The sequence below is a fragment of the Streptomyces sp. NPDC102514 genome (assembly GCF_055584525.1).
The window spans coordinates 91,587-108,870 of record NZ_JBVJLW010000004.1; the positions used below are offsets into that span (position 1 = coordinate 91,587).

20 protein-coding genes and 1 tRNA gene are annotated in these 17,284 nt (G+C 71.1%); 15 read left to right on the plus strand and 6 right to left on the minus strand.

Going from position 1 to position 17,284, the window contains the following annotated elements:
* Positions 1–48 precede the first annotated feature (48 nt).
* Genes ACZ60E_RS11780 through ACZ60E_RS11795 form a run of 4 tightly spaced genes read right to left on the minus strand, consistent with a single transcriptional unit; the run spans position 49 to position 4,334 of the window.
* Entirely contained in the window at positions 49–906 is an 858-nt protein-coding gene (locus ACZ60E_RS11780) for an SDR family NAD(P)-dependent oxidoreductase (protein WP_469439767.1), read from the minus strand.
* Positions 907–938: 32 nt separating this feature from the next.
* Positions 939–1,418 carry a cupin domain-containing protein gene (locus tag ACZ60E_RS11785; RefSeq protein ID WP_469440443.1) on the minus strand — a complete coding sequence of 160 codons (480 nt, stop codon included), beginning with the start codon at positions 1,416–1,418 and terminating at the stop codon, positions 939–941.
* A gap of 1 nt (position 1,419) precedes the next feature.
* On the minus strand, positions 1,420–2,088 hold the full coding sequence (locus ACZ60E_RS11790; protein ID WP_469439769.1) for a GNAT family N-acetyltransferase: 669 nt from the start codon (positions 2,086–2,088) through the stop codon (positions 1,420–1,422).
* Positions 2,085–4,334 (minus strand): penicillin acylase family protein, encoded by a 2,250-nt coding sequence (locus ACZ60E_RS11795; RefSeq protein WP_469439771.1) that lies wholly within the window; start codon positions 4,332–4,334, stop codon positions 2,085–2,087. The genes ACZ60E_RS11790 and ACZ60E_RS11795 overlap by 4 nt, the downstream gene beginning before the upstream one ends.
* Positions 4,335–4,412: 78 nt before the next feature.
* Between ACZ60E_RS11795 and ACZ60E_RS11800 the strand changes: the two genes are divergently transcribed.
* The 5 genes from ACZ60E_RS11800 to ACZ60E_RS11820 all read left to right on the plus strand — a co-directional run bounded on the left by ACZ60E_RS11800 (position 4,413) and on the right by ACZ60E_RS11820 (position 7,535).
* Positions 4,413–5,192: a siderophore-interacting protein gene (locus ACZ60E_RS11800; RefSeq protein WP_469439774.1), complete on the plus strand. Its 780-nt coding sequence runs from the start codon at positions 4,413–4,415 to the stop codon at positions 5,190–5,192.
* Between the two features lie 24 nt (positions 5,193–5,216).
* The gene (locus ACZ60E_RS11805) at positions 5,217–5,930 is read left to right on the plus strand and encodes an HhH-GPD-type base excision DNA repair protein (RefSeq protein ID WP_469439775.1); all 714 of its coding nucleotides are present in this window, start codon (positions 5,217–5,219) and stop codon (positions 5,928–5,930) included.
* Positions 5,931–6,029: 99 nt separating this feature from the next.
* Positions 6,030–6,701 (plus strand): HdeD family acid-resistance protein, encoded by a 672-nt coding sequence (locus ACZ60E_RS11810; RefSeq protein WP_469439777.1) that lies wholly within the window; start codon positions 6,030–6,032, stop codon positions 6,699–6,701.
* 266 nt (positions 6,702–6,967) lie between these two features.
* On the plus strand, positions 6,968–7,282 hold the full coding sequence (locus ACZ60E_RS11815) for a hypothetical protein (RefSeq protein WP_469439779.1): 315 nt from the start codon (positions 6,968–6,970) through the stop codon (positions 7,280–7,282).
* A gap of 58 nt (positions 7,283–7,340) precedes the next feature.
* Positions 7,341–7,535, plus strand: a complete 195-nt coding sequence (locus ACZ60E_RS11820; protein ID WP_469439781.1) for a hypothetical protein — start codon at positions 7,341–7,343, stop codon at positions 7,533–7,535.
* A gap of 109 nt (positions 7,536–7,644) precedes the next feature.
* Here ACZ60E_RS11820 and ACZ60E_RS11825 read toward each other — a convergent pair whose 3' ends face one another.
* On the minus strand, positions 7,645–9,414 hold the full coding sequence (locus ACZ60E_RS11825; protein WP_469439782.1) for a helicase HerA-like domain-containing protein: 1,770 nt from the start codon (positions 9,412–9,414) through the stop codon (positions 7,645–7,647).
* A 173-nt stretch (positions 9,415–9,587) separates the two neighbouring features.
* Here ACZ60E_RS11825 and ACZ60E_RS11830 point away from each other — a divergent pair, with 173 nt between their 5' ends.
* Entirely contained in the window at positions 9,588–9,884 is a 297-nt protein-coding gene (locus tag ACZ60E_RS11830) for a type II toxin-antitoxin system VapB family antitoxin (protein WP_003999914.1), read from the plus strand.
* 203 nt (positions 9,885–10,087) lie between these two features.
* The gene (locus ACZ60E_RS11835) at positions 10,088–10,726 is read left to right on the plus strand and encodes a LytR C-terminal domain-containing protein (RefSeq protein WP_469439784.1); all 639 of its coding nucleotides are present in this window, start codon (positions 10,088–10,090) and stop codon (positions 10,724–10,726) included.
* 82 nt (positions 10,727–10,808) lie between these two features.
* On the opposite strand, the gene upp is transcribed toward ACZ60E_RS11835, so the two are convergent.
* Positions 10,809–11,444, minus strand: coding sequence for a uracil phosphoribosyltransferase (upp, locus tag ACZ60E_RS11840; protein WP_107020537.1), 636 nt, complete (start codon positions 11,442–11,444; stop codon positions 10,809–10,811).
* 151 nt (positions 11,445–11,595) lie between these two features.
* Here upp and ACZ60E_RS11845 point away from each other — a divergent pair, with 151 nt between their 5' ends.
* From ACZ60E_RS11845 to ACZ60E_RS11880, 8 genes are all read left to right on the plus strand, one after another.
* Positions 11,596–11,778: a hypothetical protein gene (locus ACZ60E_RS11845; protein WP_107020608.1), complete on the plus strand. Its 183-nt coding sequence runs from the start codon at positions 11,596–11,598 to the stop codon at positions 11,776–11,778.
* Between the two features lie 1,103 nt (positions 11,779–12,881).
* Positions 12,882–13,436, plus strand: coding sequence for a tRNA adenosine deaminase-associated protein (locus ACZ60E_RS11850; protein WP_384806593.1), 555 nt, complete (start codon positions 12,882–12,884; stop codon positions 13,434–13,436).
* Positions 13,437–13,540: 104 nt separating this feature from the next.
* Positions 13,541–13,972, plus strand: a complete 432-nt coding sequence (tadA, locus tag ACZ60E_RS11855) for a tRNA adenosine(34) deaminase TadA (RefSeq protein ID WP_384806595.1) — start codon at positions 13,541–13,543, stop codon at positions 13,970–13,972.
* Positions 13,973–14,015: 43 nt separating this feature from the next.
* Positions 14,016–14,100 (plus strand) — tRNA-Ser (locus ACZ60E_RS11860).
* 193 nt (positions 14,101–14,293) lie between these two features.
* A complete protein-coding gene (locus tag ACZ60E_RS11865) occupies positions 14,294–14,473 on the plus strand; it encodes a hypothetical protein (RefSeq protein WP_384806597.1) in 180 nt (59 codons plus the stop codon).
* An 87-nt stretch (positions 14,474–14,560) separates the two neighbouring features.
* Entirely contained in the window at positions 14,561–14,854 is a 294-nt protein-coding gene (locus tag ACZ60E_RS11870; protein WP_469440444.1) for a Dabb family protein, read from the plus strand.
* Positions 14,855–15,166: 312 nt separating this feature from the next.
* Positions 15,167–16,039 (plus strand): RNA polymerase sigma factor SigF, encoded by an 873-nt coding sequence (locus ACZ60E_RS11875; protein ID WP_384806599.1) that lies wholly within the window; start codon positions 15,167–15,169, stop codon positions 16,037–16,039.
* A 245-nt stretch (positions 16,040–16,284) separates the two neighbouring features.
* Entirely contained in the window at positions 16,285–17,184 is a 900-nt protein-coding gene (locus ACZ60E_RS11880) for an RNA polymerase sigma factor SigF (RefSeq protein ID WP_210881343.1), read from the plus strand.
* The last annotated feature ends 100 nt before the right edge of the window (positions 17,185–17,284 follow it).

A 17,284-nucleotide genomic window follows, 5' to 3' on the forward strand; every position in this document is an offset into this window, starting at 1 on the left:
GCGGCCTCTGTGGAAGTACGGATGTACGCGGCACGCTGTTCAACCCGCTCACCATGTCGGCCGTGCCGAGATCCCCCCGTCCACGACCAGGTCGTGCCCGGTGATCCAGGACGCCATCGGCGAGGCGAGGAACACGCAGGCGTCGCCCACGTCCTCCGGGCGCCCGAGCCTCCCGGTGGGCACCGCCTGTCGCCAGCGCCGTACGCCCTCCGGCCACGCCTGCGTGAGGCCTTCGCGGTCGATCAGCCCCGGGGAGACGGTGTTCACTCGGATTCCGTAGGGACCGTACTCCAGGGCCGCCGAGCGCGCGTGCATGACGACGGCGGCCTTCGACGCGGAGTAGTGCGCGTGGTGCGGGGCGGGGTGCGTGGCCTCGACGGACGCGATGTGGGTGATGCTGCGCACACGCCCACCGGGTTCACCCCCTGCGCCTCTCGCGTCTCCAGCACCTCTCACGTCTCCAGCACCTCTCACATCTCCTGCATCTCCTGCATCTCCTGCGTCCCGCATCAGTTCGGCGGCGGCCTGCGTGCACGCGAAGACGCTCGACATGTTGGCGTCGGCCACCGCGCGCCAGTCCGCCAGCGTCATGCCGGGCAGTTCCTGGACCGGTTGGACGCCCGCGTTGTTGACCAGGGCCGTCAGTACGCCGCCTCCCCAGTCCGCGGCCTCGCGCACCACCCGGTGGCACTCGGACTCCACGGTCAGATCGGCGCGCAGGGCCACCGCGCGACCGCCCGAGTCCGCGATGCGGGCGACGACTTCGTCCGCCGCCTGCGCGTTCGTACGGAAGTGGACGGCCATGGCCGCGCCCGCCGCCGCGAACCGGAGCGCGATCCCCCGCCCGAGGCCGCCCGAGGCGCCGGTGATCAGCGCCACATGGCCTTCGAGCAGCCCGCCGCTCACGCCACTCGCATCACGCTCACCGCCCGTACCCGTCACGGGCGGCTCAGCGCGGTGATCCGCGCCGCCTCCGCCGGGTAGCGGACGGCGAGTTCGGTGCCGTCCCCGTGCTCGTACCCCTCGAAGGTGAAGCCGGGTGCCATCGTGCAGCCGAAGAACGACCAGGCGCCGTCCGCGGCGACCCGCGCGCCCATCCAGGCGCGTGCGGGCACGGTGAACTGGATGTGCTGGCCGCCCAGGACGTCCGGGCCGAGCAGGACCGTACGGGACGTGCCGTCGGGGGCGAGGAGCAGCATCTCCAGCGGGTCCCCCAGGTAGAAGTGCCAGGTCTCGTCGGCCGGCAGGCGGTGCAGGGCGGAGAAGTCGCCGGGCCGCGCGGTCAGGAGGGCCACTATCGCGGAGCCCTCGGGCCGTCCGTCGGGGCGTTCGGGGCCCGCCCAGGTACGGCGGAAGAGGCCGCCCTCCTTGGGGATGGGCTCCAGTCGGTAGTGAGCGGCTAGGGCTTCGGGAGTGATGTCATCGGCCACTCCCCGACCATGCCCCACCGGGGGTCGCGGATGCGCCGTCCCTCACCAGGAAAGCCAGCCGTGCCTTCTTCTCCGGCAGGTGGACCTCCGGGAGGTCGATCTCCGGCAGCACGATCGGCGGGCCGAGCACGAAACCCTGGCGGATCAGCCGGGCGATCGCCTTCTCGTTGCGGAGATCGGGCTCGACCACGACCCGCGGCCGGTCGAGAACCCGCAGGACGTACGTGGTGAAGGCCCTCAGCAGGGCCGTGCTGTGGCCGGGCCGGCCGACGCCCCCGGGTGGCGGACCGATCAGCAGGTGGACGCCGATGTCGCCGGGCTGCACCTCGTAGCACTCGCTGACCCGGTCGGCCTCCGGTTCGTACGTCTGGAAGAGCGCGGCCGGTTCGCCGTCGAGGACGGCGAGGAACGCGTGGTGCGTGTCGAGCGAACCGAGATGCCGGTAGGTCTCCAGCACCTGCTCCCTGGTGAAACCGCCCATGCCCCAGAAACGGGCCCGTTCGGCCGTCACCCAGGGATGCAGCACGTCCAGGTCGGCCTCCGCGTCCACGGGCACGATACGGACGGTGCCGAGACCTTCGACGGCCTCCTCGTGGACGGCCGCGCGGTCATGAAGGGTCGTGGTCGCGCTCGTGGTTGTGGTCGTGTACGACGTCATGCGTTGTCCTCGTTCTCGCTGTGGAACCGGTCCGGGCGGAGCTGGTTCCAGTCGGTGGTCACGGGGGCCAGTTCTCCGCCGAGCCACAGGGGGAGTTGGTCGCGGTGGTGCGGTGAACCCGGTACGCCCGACGTGCCGAACGGCACCACCCAGAGGCTGTCCTCACGCCGTGCCAGGTCCCACACGTAACGGGCGGCGGGGCCGCGTGCCGCCCGGTCGGTGAGACCCGGCACGGCCGAGGTGCACAGCACGCAGTCGTGATCGCCGGAGAGCCCCGGCTCACTCGCGTCGTACGCGGGGTCCGGCAGCGCACGCCAGGGAGCGAGGCGGTGGGTGTCGCCCCAGACGCCCGGCGGGGCCCCGGCCACCTCCTCCAGGGCCGCCCTGACGACTTCGGCGCGGTCGATCCCGTACAACTCCTCGGTTGTGAGGAGGTTTTCGAGGGCGAAGGCGATGCGGGGGAGGAGTGCGAGCCAGGGGCGGAACACCTCGGGGCAGGGCGGGGGTTCGGTCAGCGGGGCCAGGGCGGGGTGGGCGGCGAGGCGGCGTACGACGGCGCTGCGGACCGCCGCGTAGCCGGCGGCCTCCGTGCTGTCGGCGGCCATGTGGCGGTCCCAGCGCAGGAGTTGGCCGCGCAGGGCTGCGGCTCGGGGGCCGAGGTCTTCGAGAGCGGCGAGCCGGTTCAGCAGCGGGGCCGCGGAGGCGAGATGGGTGTCCATGTGGAGGGCGGCCATGTCGGCGGCCTTCCAGTCGCTCCGCGCGTCGAGGAGGGTCCGCAGGCGGGCGGCCCGGTGCGGCGGCGCGAACTCGACGCCGAGGGGGGTGGCGGGGCCGCGCTGGTTGGCCATGACCGCGATGCCGTCGTCGACCGTGCCGCGTGGCATGGGGGCGTACCAGCCCTGCCACTCGTGACCGGGTTCCCAGGCCGGGACGATCCGGGTGCCGTTCAGCGGGTCGCGTACCGGCACCCGGCCCGCGACGCGGTGGAGCAGGCCGCCCTCGGTGTCGGCCGCCTGGACGACGTTGACGGGCTCGGCCCAGTCGTCGAGGGCGCGGTCCACGTCGGCGACCCGGCGGGCGCGGAGGAGGGGGAGGAGGGCGCTGAAGCCGAGGTCTTCGGAGACGCGGGGCGGGTGGCGGAGGCTGATGGGGTCACCGGTCGGGTCACCGGCCGAGTTTTCACGCTCGCGACCGCCACCTCCACGGCCACCGTCGGCATCGGCATCGGCATCGGCATCGGCATCGGCATCGGCGTTGATGATGACCGGGCCGCGGGCGGTCTCGATCACCTCGACCTCCACGGGGTCGGCGCCGGCCACTTCGATCAGCTCTGCGTGACGGGCGGCGGGGTGCCACTTCCCGTCCGGGCCCAGCGCCTCGACCAGTCGTCCCACTCCCGGCCGCCCGTCTCCATCTCCGTTTCCGTCTCCGTTTCCGTCTCCGTTTCCGTCTCCATCTCCGTTTCCGTCTCCGGACCGCCGGAGCCGCTCCCGGTACAGGTCCTGGTAGTCGGCCATCGCGTTGGTGATCGCCCAGGCCACCGTGCCGGTGTGGCCGAAGTGGGCGATGCCGGGGACCCCGGGTACGGCCAGGCCCACGACGTCGAACTCCGGGCAGGCGAGCCGGACTTGCTGGTAGACACCCGGCGCCTCGATGAACCGGTGGGGGTCGCCCGCGATGACCGGCAGCCCGGTGGCGGTGCGCTCGCCGGTGACGAGCCAGCCGTTGCTGCCGGAGATGCCGGGTCCGTCGGTGGCGAACAGACCGACGGCGTCCGGACCGAGACGGCGTACGGCCTCCTCGCGCCACAGCTTGGCCGGGAACCCGGCGAACAGGATGTGCGTGGCCAGCCAGACACCCAGCGGTGTCCACGGCTCCCACCGGCCCGCTGCGAGCCCGACCGCCCCGAACTCGGGTGCGCGGCGGGCCCCTTCGGGCAGGCCCTGGTTGACCCCGTCGACGTACGCCCGGACCCAGGCGGCCGTCTCGGGGTCCCGTCTCTCCAGGGCCGTGAAGCAGCGTCTCGCCGTGTCGTCGAGCAGGGCCTGTCTCGCGAACCGGTCCCAGGCGAGCGCGTCCGCGCCGAGGAACGCGGCCGAGGTGCCGCGCGCCCTGTGCCGCTCGACCTCGATCTGCCAGGCGCGGTCGTGGGCCGTGACGAGGCCCTGGACGCGGGCCAGTTCGAGGGCGTCGTCCGCGCGCAGGTGCGGGACGCCCCAGGCATCGCGGTAGATCTCGGCAGTCACCCTGCGTCTCCCATCGAATTTAGGTTAGGCTCACCTAAGTAAGGTGTGTCGGAATCGTACGCGAAGGGTGAAAACGTCATGGGGCAGGGGCACGGCTGGGAGGGCGCGGTCCTCAAACTGTTCCGGGGCAAGGACTTCGCGTTCACGGTCCTGGGCGCGGAGGACGTCACCGAGCACTACCGCCGGCTGCACCTCTCCGACGGCGGCATGCTCGCGGCGACCGGGGTGCATCCGACGATGTGGGTACGGCTGTGGTTCGACAACGCGGGCAAGCCGCACCAGCGGGCGTACACCCTCGTGGATCCCGATCCGGCCGCGGGCACCTTCAGTCTGGAGTTCGCACTGCACGAGGGGTGCGCGAGTGACTGGGCGCGGTCCGCGAAGCCCGGGGACACCATCGAGGCCACGGTCCAGGGCACCGGCTTCACCGACCCGGACCCGGCCCCGTCCCGGGTGCTGGCGATCGCCGACACCGCCTCGCTCCCCGCCCTCAACTCCCTGCTGGGCGCGGTGGGTACGGCACCCGCGACGATCTGGTTCGAGACCGCCGGGACCGCCGGGAGCAGCGGGGGCAGCGGGAGCGGCACGGGCGGGGGTGCCCGGGGCACGGACGGTCTGCCCCTGCGGGTGGACCCGGCGCGCCACGACCTGCGTACGGTTCCCCGGCTCGACCGGGGTGCCCACCTGGTGGCGCAGGTGCGGGCGGCCGTGCCGGAGCTGCTGAAGGAGACCGCCGACCCGTACGTCTGGATCGCCTGCGACACGGCGACGACCCGCTCGCTGGCCGCGTACTTCCGCAAGGAACTGGCCCTGCCGAAGCAGCGGGTGAACGCGCTGGGGTACTGGCGAGCGGCCTGAACCCGCAGGCGCGATGATCGGGGCATGGACGTCACCCTGCATCTCGCCCAGCAGCCCGAGGCCGACGAACTCCTCGGACGCAGCCCGCTCGCCGCGCTCGTCGGCATGCTGCTCGACCAACAGGTCCCGATGGAATGGGCGTTCGCGGGCCCGTACACGATCGCGCGGCGGCTCGGCGGGGACGATCTCGACGCGCACGAGATCGCGGTGTATGAGCCGGAAGCCTTCGCCGCCCTGCTGTCCACGAAACCGGCCGTGCACCGCTACCCGGGCTCGATGGCCAAGCGGATCCAGCAGCTGTGCCAGTACCTCGTGGAGCACTACGACGGGGACGCGGCGAAGGTCTGGGAGGGCGCGGACCCCGGTACGGGGACGGACGCGGGGGCCGGCGCGCCGACGGGGGCGGAGCTGCTGCGGCGGCTCAAGGAGCTGCCCGGCTTCGGCACCCAGAAGGCGCAGATCTTCCTCGCCCTGCTGGGCAAGCAGCTGGGCGTACGCCCGAAGGGCTGGCGCGAGGCCGCGGGTGCGTACGGCGAGGCCAGGTCCTTCCGCTCGGTCGCGGACATCACCGGCCCGGAGTCGCTGAGGAAGGTGCGGGCGCACAAACAGGAGATGAAGGCGGCGGCGAAGGCCGCGGCCGAGACGACCGCGACGAAGGCGGCAGCGGCGACGGCGAAAACTGTGAAGACGGCGAAGAACGCGAAGAGCGCGAAGAGCGCGAAGACCTCCGGTGAATGAGGTTGAGGGTCCGTGAGGTTCCGTAGGGGGCCGGCCGCCGCGTTCAGTCGTTCGGATGTCACGAGTGGCAGGGGCAGCGGTTCCGGCTGAGCATGAGGCATGGCCGAGGTACCGAGTGGCGGCCCCTGGGGGCCTGAATACGACGACAGACGGGCCCACGCGGCCCGCGACCCGCGCCGGACCGGTGATCTCCACGAACCGGACCGGCTCGAAGGTCCCCTCTTCCTGCTCTCCCGCACCGCCTGGCAGGCCGTACTGGCCGCCGGGATCGCCGCGCTCGCGCTCGGCATCATGATGCTGGCGTGGCCGAAGGCGACGCTGCTCGCGGCGGGCGTGCTCTTCGGGCTCTATCTGCTCTTCAGCGGCATGCTCCAGCTGGCCTCCGCCTTCGGGACGCACAAGGCGACCTCCCTGCGGGTGATGGCGTTCATCAGCGGCGCGCTGTCGATCCTGCTGGGCCTGTTCTGCTTCCGCGGCGCGATGCAGTCGATCCTGCTGCTCGGGCTGTGGATCGGCATCGGCTGGCTGTTCCGCGGTGTCACGCACACGCTGGCCGCCGCGTCCGACCCGACCGTGCCCGCCCGGGGCTGGCAGATCCTCCTCGGGATCCTCAGCTTCCTCGCCGGTGTCGTCCTGATCGTCTCCCCCTTCGAGTCGGTGGCCGTGCTCACCGTCGTCGGCGGCGCCTGGCTGCTGGCCCTCGGCGTCACGGAGATCATCACGTCGTTCCAGATGCGCAAGCGGGCCCGAGCCGTACCGCGCGCGCTCTGAGCGGGATGGCGTCGTACGCGGCCGGGCCGACCCGGGCCCCGGCCCGACGCCCTACGCCCTACGCCAAGCGGGCGGTTCTGGTGGTGCGGCCGATGCACCGGGCCCTCCGACCGGGGACATGACTTCTCATGAGCCCCGACCGGAGCCTGAGCCTCGACCGGAGTCCCGACAGGAGTCCTGACCACAGCCCTGGCCGGACTTCTGGCCGGCGTCCTGGTCGGTTCGTCGCGCGTGGTGCGCGCCGGTCTGCCCGGCAGCGGCTCCTCGTGCTGTTCGCCTCGCTGCTGTGCGCGCTGTGCGCAGTGTGCGCGGCCGGTTCGGCGAGCGGGCACAGCGGGATCCGTACGGCCCCGCCCGCCGCCGTCTCCACCGAGTCCGGGCTCGAACATCCGCACGACGTCCTGGACACCGCCTTCCGGTCGGCCGCCCGCCAGAGCCACCGCCCCCTGGCGCCCCGGCGCCCGGCGGGGCGGTCCGCGCACCGCCCGGCCGCCGTCGCCGAACGCCCCCGCTCGCGAGGCCGCGCGCTCCATCACGCCCCCGCCCCGCGCGCCCTGCGCTGCATGGTCCTCCGCTGCTGAGGAGCCCGGCTCCGACCGGACCGCTCCCCCTCCCCAGCAGCACGAGAGGACTCTCTCCATGCCGATGGACCCGTACGCGATCCTGCGCGCCCTGGTGCGCGCCGAATCCCTCCGCAACGCGCCGAAGACGCCCCCTGAAACGGGCCGGACCGCACCGAGCCCGAACCCGAGCCCGAAAGTGAAGCCGACGCCGTCGTCTGCTTCGGCTTCAGCTTCGGAGCAGGTTCCGTTCCGGAATCGCGAGCGCGACTGAATCGACGGGGTCGGTTGAACCGACCGCGGGGGCGGGCCACGACCGGCCCGCCCCCGTTTTCGTCGCCCGGGAAGTGATTTCGGCAGCAGATCCCGGTTAAGGGTTCCGGCTACCGCCTGCGCCGGGCCGTGCCGAAGACCGACCGGGTGATCTCGCGCCCGATCTGCGTACCCAGGCTGCGGGCCAGCGACTTGAAGACCCCGCTGCCGACGACCTGCTGGACGACGGAGGGGTCCTCCTCGGCCTTCCGGGCAGGAGCACGGCCTCCGCCCGCACTCTTCTCCGGCTTCGCGCCCATCTCCGTATCCGCAGGCTGAGCTGTCCTCCCGGACGCTCCCGCCTCACCGGCCCGCAGCTTCTCGTACGCCGATTCGCGGTCGACCGCGAGGGCGTAGCGCGCGTGCAGCGGCGACTGTTCGACCGCCCGGTCGAGGACTGCCGGGTCGACCGGACCCATCAGGGACTCCGGTGCCCGCAGCCGCGTCGCCGCGACCGGCGTCGGCGCGCCCTTCTCACTGAGGACGGTGACGACGGCCTCCCCGGTACCGAGAGCGGTGAGGACCTCCTCCAGGTCGTACGGGGAGTCGGGGAAGGTCTTCACCGTGGCCTTGAGCGCCTTCTGGTCGTCGGGGGTGAAAGCGCGCAGCGCGTGCTGGACGCGGTTGCCCAGCTGGGCGAGGACGTCTCCGGGTACGTCCTTGGGGGTCTGCGTGACGAAGAAGATGCCGACCCCTTTCGAGCGAATCAGCCGGACGGTCTGCGTGATGGAGTCGAGGAAGGCTCTGGACGCGTCGTTGAAGAGCAGATGTGCCTCGTCGAAGAAGAAGACGAGTTTCGGCTTGTCGAGGTCACCGACCTCGGGGAGGTCGTGGAAGAGATCGGCGAGGAGCCACATCAGGAACGTCGAGAAGAGCTGCGGTTTGTCCTGCACGGCGGGCAGTTCCAGGACGGAGACCGTGCCCCGGCCGTCCGCCGCCACCTTCAGCAGCTCGTTCGTGTCGAACTCCGGCTCCCCGAAGAACGGGCTCATCCCCTGCGCCTCGAACGCGGTCAGCGAGCGCAGGATCACTCCGGCCGTGGCCGTGGAGAGCCCGCCGATGCCCTTCAGTTCGGGTTTTCCCTCGTCGGAGGTGAGGAAGGTGACGACGGCCCGCAGGTCCTTCAGGTCGACCAGTTCCAGGCCCTTCTGGTCGGCGTAGTGGAAGATCAGGCCGAGCGACTGCTCCTGCGTCTGGTTCAGCCGGAGCACCTTGGACAGCAGGACCGGGCCGAAACTCGTGACGGTCGCGCGTACGGGGATGCCGTGGCCCATGCCTCCGAGGGCGTAGAACTCGCACGGGTAACCGGCCGGCGTCCACTCCTGGCGTACCTCCGAGGCCCGTGTCCGCACCTTGTCGTTCTCCTGGCCCGGCGCCGAGATCCCGGAGACGTCACCCTTCACATCCGCAAGGAACACCGGCACGCCCTGCGCCGACAGCTGCTCGGCGATGAGCTGCAGGGTCTTGGTCTTGCCGGTGCCGGTGGCTCCGGCCACCAGCCCGTGCCGGTTGAGCATCCCCAGCGGGATCCGGATCTGCGCGTCCGGCAGACACCGTCCGTCCCACAGCAGGGCCCCCAGATCGAGCGCGGCCCCCGGGAAGGCGTACCCGGCGGCGATCTCCTGGGCCTGCGGCGGCAGGGAGGGGGTGTCGCCCGGGGAGGCGAGCGCCCCGGCGGTACCGGGCTCAGAGGTACCGGGCCCAGAGGTTCCGGGCTGAGAAGTCCCGGATGTACTGGGCTCGGATGTCCCGGCCGTATCGGGCTCGGAAGCCCCGGCCGTACCGGGCTCGGGCGTCCCGGAGCCGGGCGTCCCCGCCTGCCGCGCTTCACTGTCAGTCATTTCAGGCCCCTGTTCCCGGGTTTCCCGAGACCGTTCTCGGGCCGTTTCCTAACGGATCATGAACGGGTGATCTGGGAGAATTACCGGTTTGCCCATATTTACGACGTCATTTCCAGCGTCGCACTCCGGCGCCATGGCTGCGCCCGGAAGCTCTTGGCCGGTAGGCTTTCCGTGTGATCTTCAAGCGCATCGGAAACGGACGGCCGTACCCCGACCACGGCCGGGAAAGCACCCGGCAGTGGGCGGATGTCGCGCCGCGCCCGGTCCGCCTCGATCAGCTGGTGACGACCAAGGGCCAGCTCGACCTGGAAACGCTGCTCGCCGAGGACTCCACGTTCTACGGCGACCTCTTCGCACACGTCGTGAAGTGGCAGGGCGACCTGTACCTGGAGGACGGCCTGCACCGCGCCGTCCGCGCCGCGCTCCAGCAGCGCCAGGTGCTCCACGCCCGCGTCCTCGAACTGGACTGAGTCCCTCCTTCGCCCGGCCCGGTTCACCCCTGGGTGGCCGACGGCTGCCCGGGGAGCCCTCTCGGCCCGCGTGTGCACCGACCCGTCCGGGGTCGGTCCCTGCCCGGCCGCCCCCTGCCCGGGTTGGCCCTTTCGGGTTGGACTGGACCCCGGTCAATGATCATCTAGTAGGCATCGTCGCTTCGGCGCACTACGCTGCGCCCATGAGCATGCTCACTCCCCCTGGCATGGGCGGCCAGTACCGGATCACGGGGGACAAGTACCCACGGATGCGCAGAAACCGGGGGCGCCGCAGGATCGTGCTCGCGGTCGCCGCCTCCGTCACCGCACTCGGACTGGCCGGCTGGGGGACCCTGCAGCTCATCGACGTCTTCACGGGCGGCGGCGACAAGGCGTCCGCGGCGGGGTCGGCACCGGGCTGCAAGACGTCGCCCTCGCCCTCCGCGAGCCCCTTCAAGGCCCCGCCCGAGCCCGGCCGGATCACCGTGAACGTCCTCAACGCCACGGACCGCAAGGGCCTCGCCAAGGACACCGCGGACGCGCTGAAGAAGCGCGGCTTCAAGATCGGCGAGGTGGGCAACGCGACGAAGGCGTACGACAAGAAGGTCGACGGGACCGGGATCGTGCTCGGTGCGAAGGCGGCCACCGACGCGGCGCTTCCCGTCGTCGCGACCCAGCTCGCCGGTGTCGAGCTGAAGACCGACACCCGGGCCAGGGCCGTGGAGGTCGACCTGATCCTCGGCAAGGCCTACAAGGCCCTGACGACGAAAGAGGACGCCGACAAGGCGCTGACCGCTCTGGCCAGGCCCGAACCGGCGCCCTCGACGAAGAAGGACTGCTGAAGAAGAGCTGCTGAAGAAGGACCGGTGAGGACCGCCGAAGACGGCGGTCCGATCGGTCCGGTCGGTTTCGGTTCTTCGGCCGCTATTCGGCCGCGCCGTACATACGGTCGCCCGCGTCGCCCAGGCCCGGGACGATGTAGCCGTGCTCGTTCAGGCGCTCGTCGACCGACGCGGTCACGACCGTCACCGGGGCGCCCGCGAGGTCGCGCTCCATGACCTCGACGCCCTCGGGGGCGGCGAGCAGGACCACGGCCGTCACGTCGTCGGCGCCGCGCTTGATCAGTTCCTGGATCGCCGCGACGAGGGTGCCACCGGTGGCCAGCATCGGGTCCAGGACGTACACCTGGCGCCCGGAGAGGTCCTCGGGCATACGGGTCGCGTACGTGGACGCCTGGAGCGTCTCCTCGTCGCGGATCATGCCGAGGAAACCCACCTCGGCGGTCGGCAGCAGGCGCACCATCCCGTCGAGCATGCCGAGGCCGGCGCGCAGGATCGGTACGACGAGGGGGCGCGGGTAGGACAGCTTGACGCCCGTGGTGGCGGACACCGGGGTCTCGATGTCGACCTGCTCGGTGCGCACGTCCCTCGTGGCCTCGTAGGCGAGCAGGGTGACCAGCTCGTCGGCGAGCCGACGGAAGGTCGGGGAGTCGGTGCGGCGGTCGCGCAGCGTGGTGAGCTTATGAGCGACCAGGGGGTGGTCGACGACGTGGAGACGCATGTCCACCAGGGTATCCGGGCCCGTCCAGGGCGCCCGTCGCCCGTCGCCACCCGGTTCGAGAACACTTCGCCGATGCCACCGCGCAAACCTCCGCTGGCATCAAACCGCCCGTCGGGGGGAAAGTGGGAGTGACCGACTGGGGGTGTTGCGGATGCCGGACCCGGAGCGACAGAACCGGGAAGACCTGGAGAGCGACGCCCAGCGCCGCAGGCGCAGGGCCCAGTTCCTGCGGGAACTCACGGAGGCCCGCGAGCTGCGCGACAGGGTGCAGCCACGCCGCGCGAAAACGGCCCGCCTGCGCCACGCCATGCGCATGCGCACGTTCCGCTGGTAGCGACACCAGGACGAGCCCGCGGCCTGCGGTGGCGGGCCGGGCACCCCGCCGCGGTGCGGCCACAGCCACGGCCGGGGCACCAGCAGGGCCCGCCACCCGGGGGCAGCCGGGGGCCTGGCACCGGCTGGGCTGGCAGCCGCAGGCCCCGGGGGCCCACCGCTGACACCTTGGGCCGGGAGCCGGCACGGCCGCCAACCGTGAGCCGATCGCCGTGCCGAACAGCGGCGTGCGAGCGCCCGCACGCCCAGTGAGCGCAGGCCGGGAGCGTCACTGCCGACAGCCGCCCGGCCGGTGCCGGCACGGCCCAGCACGGACAGCAACAGCAGCCGCAGTCCGGGAGCCCGACCGGCGGGCAGCCGTCAGCCAGACGCAAGACGCCAGACGCCGTTCGGTCGGCGACCGTGAGCCGGGAGCCCGACCGCCGACAGCCATGAGGGCTGCGGTCGAGCACCGCAGCACCCGCGGCCGGGTGCGCCGCCACAGGCATCCCGGACGGATGCACCACCGCCATGCAGCCGCAGGCCGGACGCCGACACGACCGTGCTGCCGCAGTGCGGCCGCCGACCAGGAGCCAACCCGGCCGGTGGCCGCAGGACGAGTGCCCTGCTGCCGGCAGCTGTGGCCCGGCGCCTCGCCGCATGTGGCCGGCCCTGGGTGCCCGCCCAGCGCCCGGGCAGCCGCAACCCTCCTGACCCTCCTGGCCCTCAGGTTCCCCAGGACCCCTGCCCCCAGCGCCCGCCCGCCCGGCGAAGTGCGCCCGACCAGCCCCCTGCCAGCCCCCCGACCCGCCCGTTGGGGCATCGTGGTGCGACCCGCCGGGCAGTGCTCGGGGCAGGCGCGTATGTAGTCGGGGGTCGGCGGCGTACGATCCCGCTGTCGGTGGGCGCCGGGCGCCCAGGTGAGGCCATGCGGTGGCGTGACGCACGCGCCACGCGACCGGGCGTGGGAACGCGACCGGGACACAGCGAGCCGAAGACCTCTCCTGAACGCTCTGTTTCTGCCACGATTCCGAGTGGGCGGGGCTCGGAGCACGTATCCCCCGCCCACAACCTCCGCCGGGGGGACCCCCAACCGGCACGCCTAGGACCAGTGGGAGAGTCACGGTGTACTTCGCCGCACTGCTCGCGCGCACCGAAGACGGGTGGGAAGCGAGCGACACAGAGCTCGACGATGTGGAGACCCTGTCGGATCTAGCCGACCTGGCCCGCGAAGCCTCGGTCGACGACGACACGGTGCTCGTCTTCATCGAGCAGGAGGACGCGTGGTTCGGAGTCGTCCGCGTGGACGGCGAGGAGGACCCTCGCATCTACGTCTCGGACGGCGCGGCCGCGGCCCGCAGTTCGTACGGCGAGATCCTGCTCACGGACGAACTGCTCGGACGGGAGCCCGGCGACGACGATGTCGCCGACCTGGACTCCCTCGACCTCGACGGCACGGAGGACGGTGAACCCGAGGACGAGGCCGACGACGACGAAGAGGACGACGTCGGCACCACCTCCAAGGGGGAGACCGTGCCGTCCGGACCCATCGGAGACCGCGAGGTCCTCACCGATCTCGGTGTGAACGAGAAGGAGTTGCTGGCCCTGGACAGCACCGACGCACTCGGCGAGATCGCCGAGGCCCTCGGGGCGGCAGAGGTCCTGGAGACCGTCCGCTGAATCCGTCGAACACGCAGGAGGAACCGGACCCCGCCGACGGTCCCGTACCCGTTCCCGTACAAGATCCGGCACAAGATCCCGTACGCGACCGCTGGCGGCCCGCGATGCGGCTCGCCCTGGAGCAGGCCGGACTCGCGGGCCGCGGCAAGGACGTACCCGTCGGCGCCGTGGTGCTGGCCCCGGACGGCACGACGGTGCTCGCCACCGGGCACAACGAGCGTGAGGCGGCCGGTGACCCGACCGCCCACGCCGAGGTGCTGGCGATCCGCCGGGCCGCCGCGAGGACCGGGGAGTGGCGGCTCACCGGCTGCACGCTCGTCGTCACCCTCGAACCCTGCACGATGTGCGCCGGCGCGCTCGTCCAGTCCCGCGTGGACCGGGTCGTCTACGGCGCCCGGGACGAGAAGGCGGGCGCGGCCGGCTCCCTCTGGGACGTCGTACGCGACCGCCGGCTCAACCACCGGCCCGAAGTGATCGCCGGAGTGCTCGACGAGGAGTGCGCCCGGCTGCTCACGGAGTTCTTCAGGAGCCGCTGAACCGATTTCCGAGCACGGCCCATCGTGGGCTAGGATCTCTCTCGGTAGCGTGTCCGAGCGGCCGAAGGAGCTCGCCTCGAAAGCGAGTGTGGCGCAAGTCACCGAGGGTTCAAATCCCTCCGCTACCGCAGATAGATGAAGGGCCCGGTCCACTGGACCGGGCCCTTCGTGCTGTCCTGCCCCGCCCCATTGAAAGATCGTCAGATCAACTGCCCGGGGTTACACTCGCCGCCGACACCAGGGGTCCCGCCAGGCACAACGGCCTTAGGGGCACAGGCAGCAGGCAGCGGGCACAGTCAGCAGGCACACGGGGAGGCCGCGATGGCGGTGAATTCGAAGAAGATCGCCGTCTACGTAGTCGTGGTCTTCGCGCTGTACGTGATCATCACCGACCCTGAAGGAGCGGCGGACTACGTCCAGATAGGCTTCGAAGGCATCTCGAACGCCGCTCAGTCCGTCGGTGACTTCATGACCTGGATCGCCGACGGGGCCAAGGACTAGGCCGGGCCGAGGGCTGCCGGCCGTACCATTGCCGTCCCCCCACGCCCACTTCGTGTCCCCGTGTCCCTGTTCGTCCTGGGAGTGCATGTGATCCGCCACCTGGTCCTCTTCAAACTCAACGAAGGTGTCGAGCGGGACGAGCCCCGTGTCGTCGAGGGCGTCGCCGCCTTCCGTGCGCTCGGCGGGTCGATTCCCGAACTGCGGTTCTGGGAGTGCGACTGGAACATCACCGAACGGCCCATCGCGTACGACTTCGCGATCAACTCGGCGGTCGAGGACATGGACGCCCTCAAGCGGTACCTGGAGCACCCCGCCCACCAGGCCGGCGTCGCACTGTGGCGCGAGTTCGCCACGTGGGTGATCGCCGACTACGCGTTCTGAGCCGCGACACGGCGCAGCACAGCCCGGCGCAGCACAGCCCGGCGCGGCGCGACACCGGCCAGGCACCGGCTCGGCACAGCACGTCCACGGAACACCGGCCCCTCGCCCGAACGGCGGGGGGTTCTTTCATGCCTTTTTCATACCGCCGGACCCGGAGCGGGGCTCAACACGGAGTGATGAGGTGCTTGCACACAGTGCACATGTCTTGTGATGCTATGACCGCTTTTGACCGATGAGTTGACGCATGTGTCTGACGGACGTCGTTCGGACTTGTGTTTTCACGGGTTGACGGACCCAGAGGTGGAGTTGACCGTGCCGGCCAGTACCGCGCCTCAAGCACCAGCACCTCCCCAGCAGAAGCCGCAGGCCCTCGAACGGCTCGACGAGCCGGGCGATTCCCCGGACCAGAGCCCGCAGCGGCGCCGCGGGGCCGACACCCGGGCCCTCACCCAGGTCCTCTTCGGAGAGCTCAAGAACCTGGAGCCCGGCACCCCCGAGCACGGCCGCGTGCGGGCCGCGCTGATCGAGGCGAACCTCCCGCTCGTGCGGTACGCCGCCGCCCGCTTCCGGTCCCGCAACGAGCCCATGGAGGACGTCGTCCAGGTCGGGACCATCGGGCTGATCAACGCCATCGACCGCTTCGACCCCGACCGGGGCGTGCAGTTCCCGACGTTCGCGATGCCCACCGTCATCGGCGAGATCAAACGGTACTTCCGCGACAACGTCCGCACGGTCCACGTGCCGCGCCGGCTGCACGAGCTGTGGGTGCAGGTGAACAGCGCCACCGAGGACCTCACGACGGGCTTCGGGCGCACGCCCACGACCGCCGAGATCGCCGAACGGCTGCGCATCACCGAGGACGAGGTGCTGGCCTGCATCGAGGCCGGCCGCTCGTACCACGCGACCTCCCTGGAGGCCGCCCAGGAGGGCGACGGGCTGCCGGGGCTGCTCGACCGGCTCGGTTTCGAGGACCCCGCACTGGACGGTGTGGAGCACCGCGACCTCGTACGGCACCTGCTCGTCCAACTGCCCGAGCGCGAGCAGCGCATCCTTCTGCTGCGTTACTACAGCAATCTGACGCAGTCACAGATCAGCGCTGAACTGGGTGTCTCGCAGATGCATGTGTCAAGGCTCCTCGCCCGTAGCTTCGCTCGGCTTCGATCCGCAAACAGGATCGAGGCGTAGCTCCGGGGAGCGAATCGCTTCCAAGGCCTTTTCCCGTCATTTCTGCGGTGAAAAACCGTCAGACCCCCCTTTTCCAGGGCTTATTCACCCCTCTTGTGTCGACATGTCACTACAGCGTGTTGCCGACATGTGACATTCTTCCGGTGACGCGTTTGCCGCAGCCCCGCCTCCGGTATTCAGGTGGAGGCTGCGTTCCTTCGACGGGAGCGTTCCGCCGCGACCGTCCGCGACCCAAAGGGGGTGGCATGTCCGCAGACCAGGGCAGCTCGAAGGTGCTCACGCTCACGAAGAGCGAATCCGCGCCAGACGTGCTTCACAGTGTCGTTGTCGAGGTTCCGGCCATCCCGGCCGCGGAAGCCCCGGCCTTCCCCCCGACCCCGGAAGTGATCGACACCCGCACTCTGTCCCGCTCCCTGTTCCTGCGGCTCGCCGCACTCGACGAGAACAGTCCTGAGCGCGGCTATGTGCGGGACACCCTCATCGAACTCAACCTCCCGCTGGTGCGTTACGCGGCCGCCCGGTTCCGGTCGCGCAACGAACCGATGGAGGACATCGTCCAGGTCGGCACGATCGGCCTGATCAAGGCGATCGACCGCTTCGACTGCGAACGGGGCGTGGAGTTCCCGACGTTCGCGATGCCGACGGTCGTGGGTGAGATCAAGCGCTTCTTCCGGGACACCTCGTGGTCGGTGCGCGTCCCGCGCCGGCTCCAGGAGCTGCGGCTCGCGCTGACCAAGGCCAGCGACGAGCTCTCCCAGAAGCTGGACCGCTCGCCGACCGTCGCCGAACTCGCCGTCGTGCTGGGCGTGTCCGAGGAGGACGTGGTCGACGGCCTGGCGGTGGGCAACGCCTACACGGCGTCGTCCCTCGACTCCCCGGCCCCCGAGGACGACGGCGGCGAGGGCTCGCTCGCGGACCGCCTCGGCTACGAGGACACGGCCCTTGAGGGCGTCGAGTACCGCGAGTCCCTGAAGCCCCTGCTGGCCAAACTCCCGCCCCGCGAACGGCGGATCATCATGCTCCGCTTCTTCGCCAACATGACGCAGTCGCAGATCGGCGAGGAGGTCGGCATCTCGCAGATGCACGTCTCCCGGCTGCTCACGCGGACGCTGTCCCAGCTGCGAGAAGGCCTCATCTCCGACTGAGCCACCGCCCAGGACCTCTCCGAGGGGTTCATAATTGACGGGTCGTCAGCCACACTGGCGCGATGCGTCGACGGGTGGGACAGCAGTCGATACGTGGTCG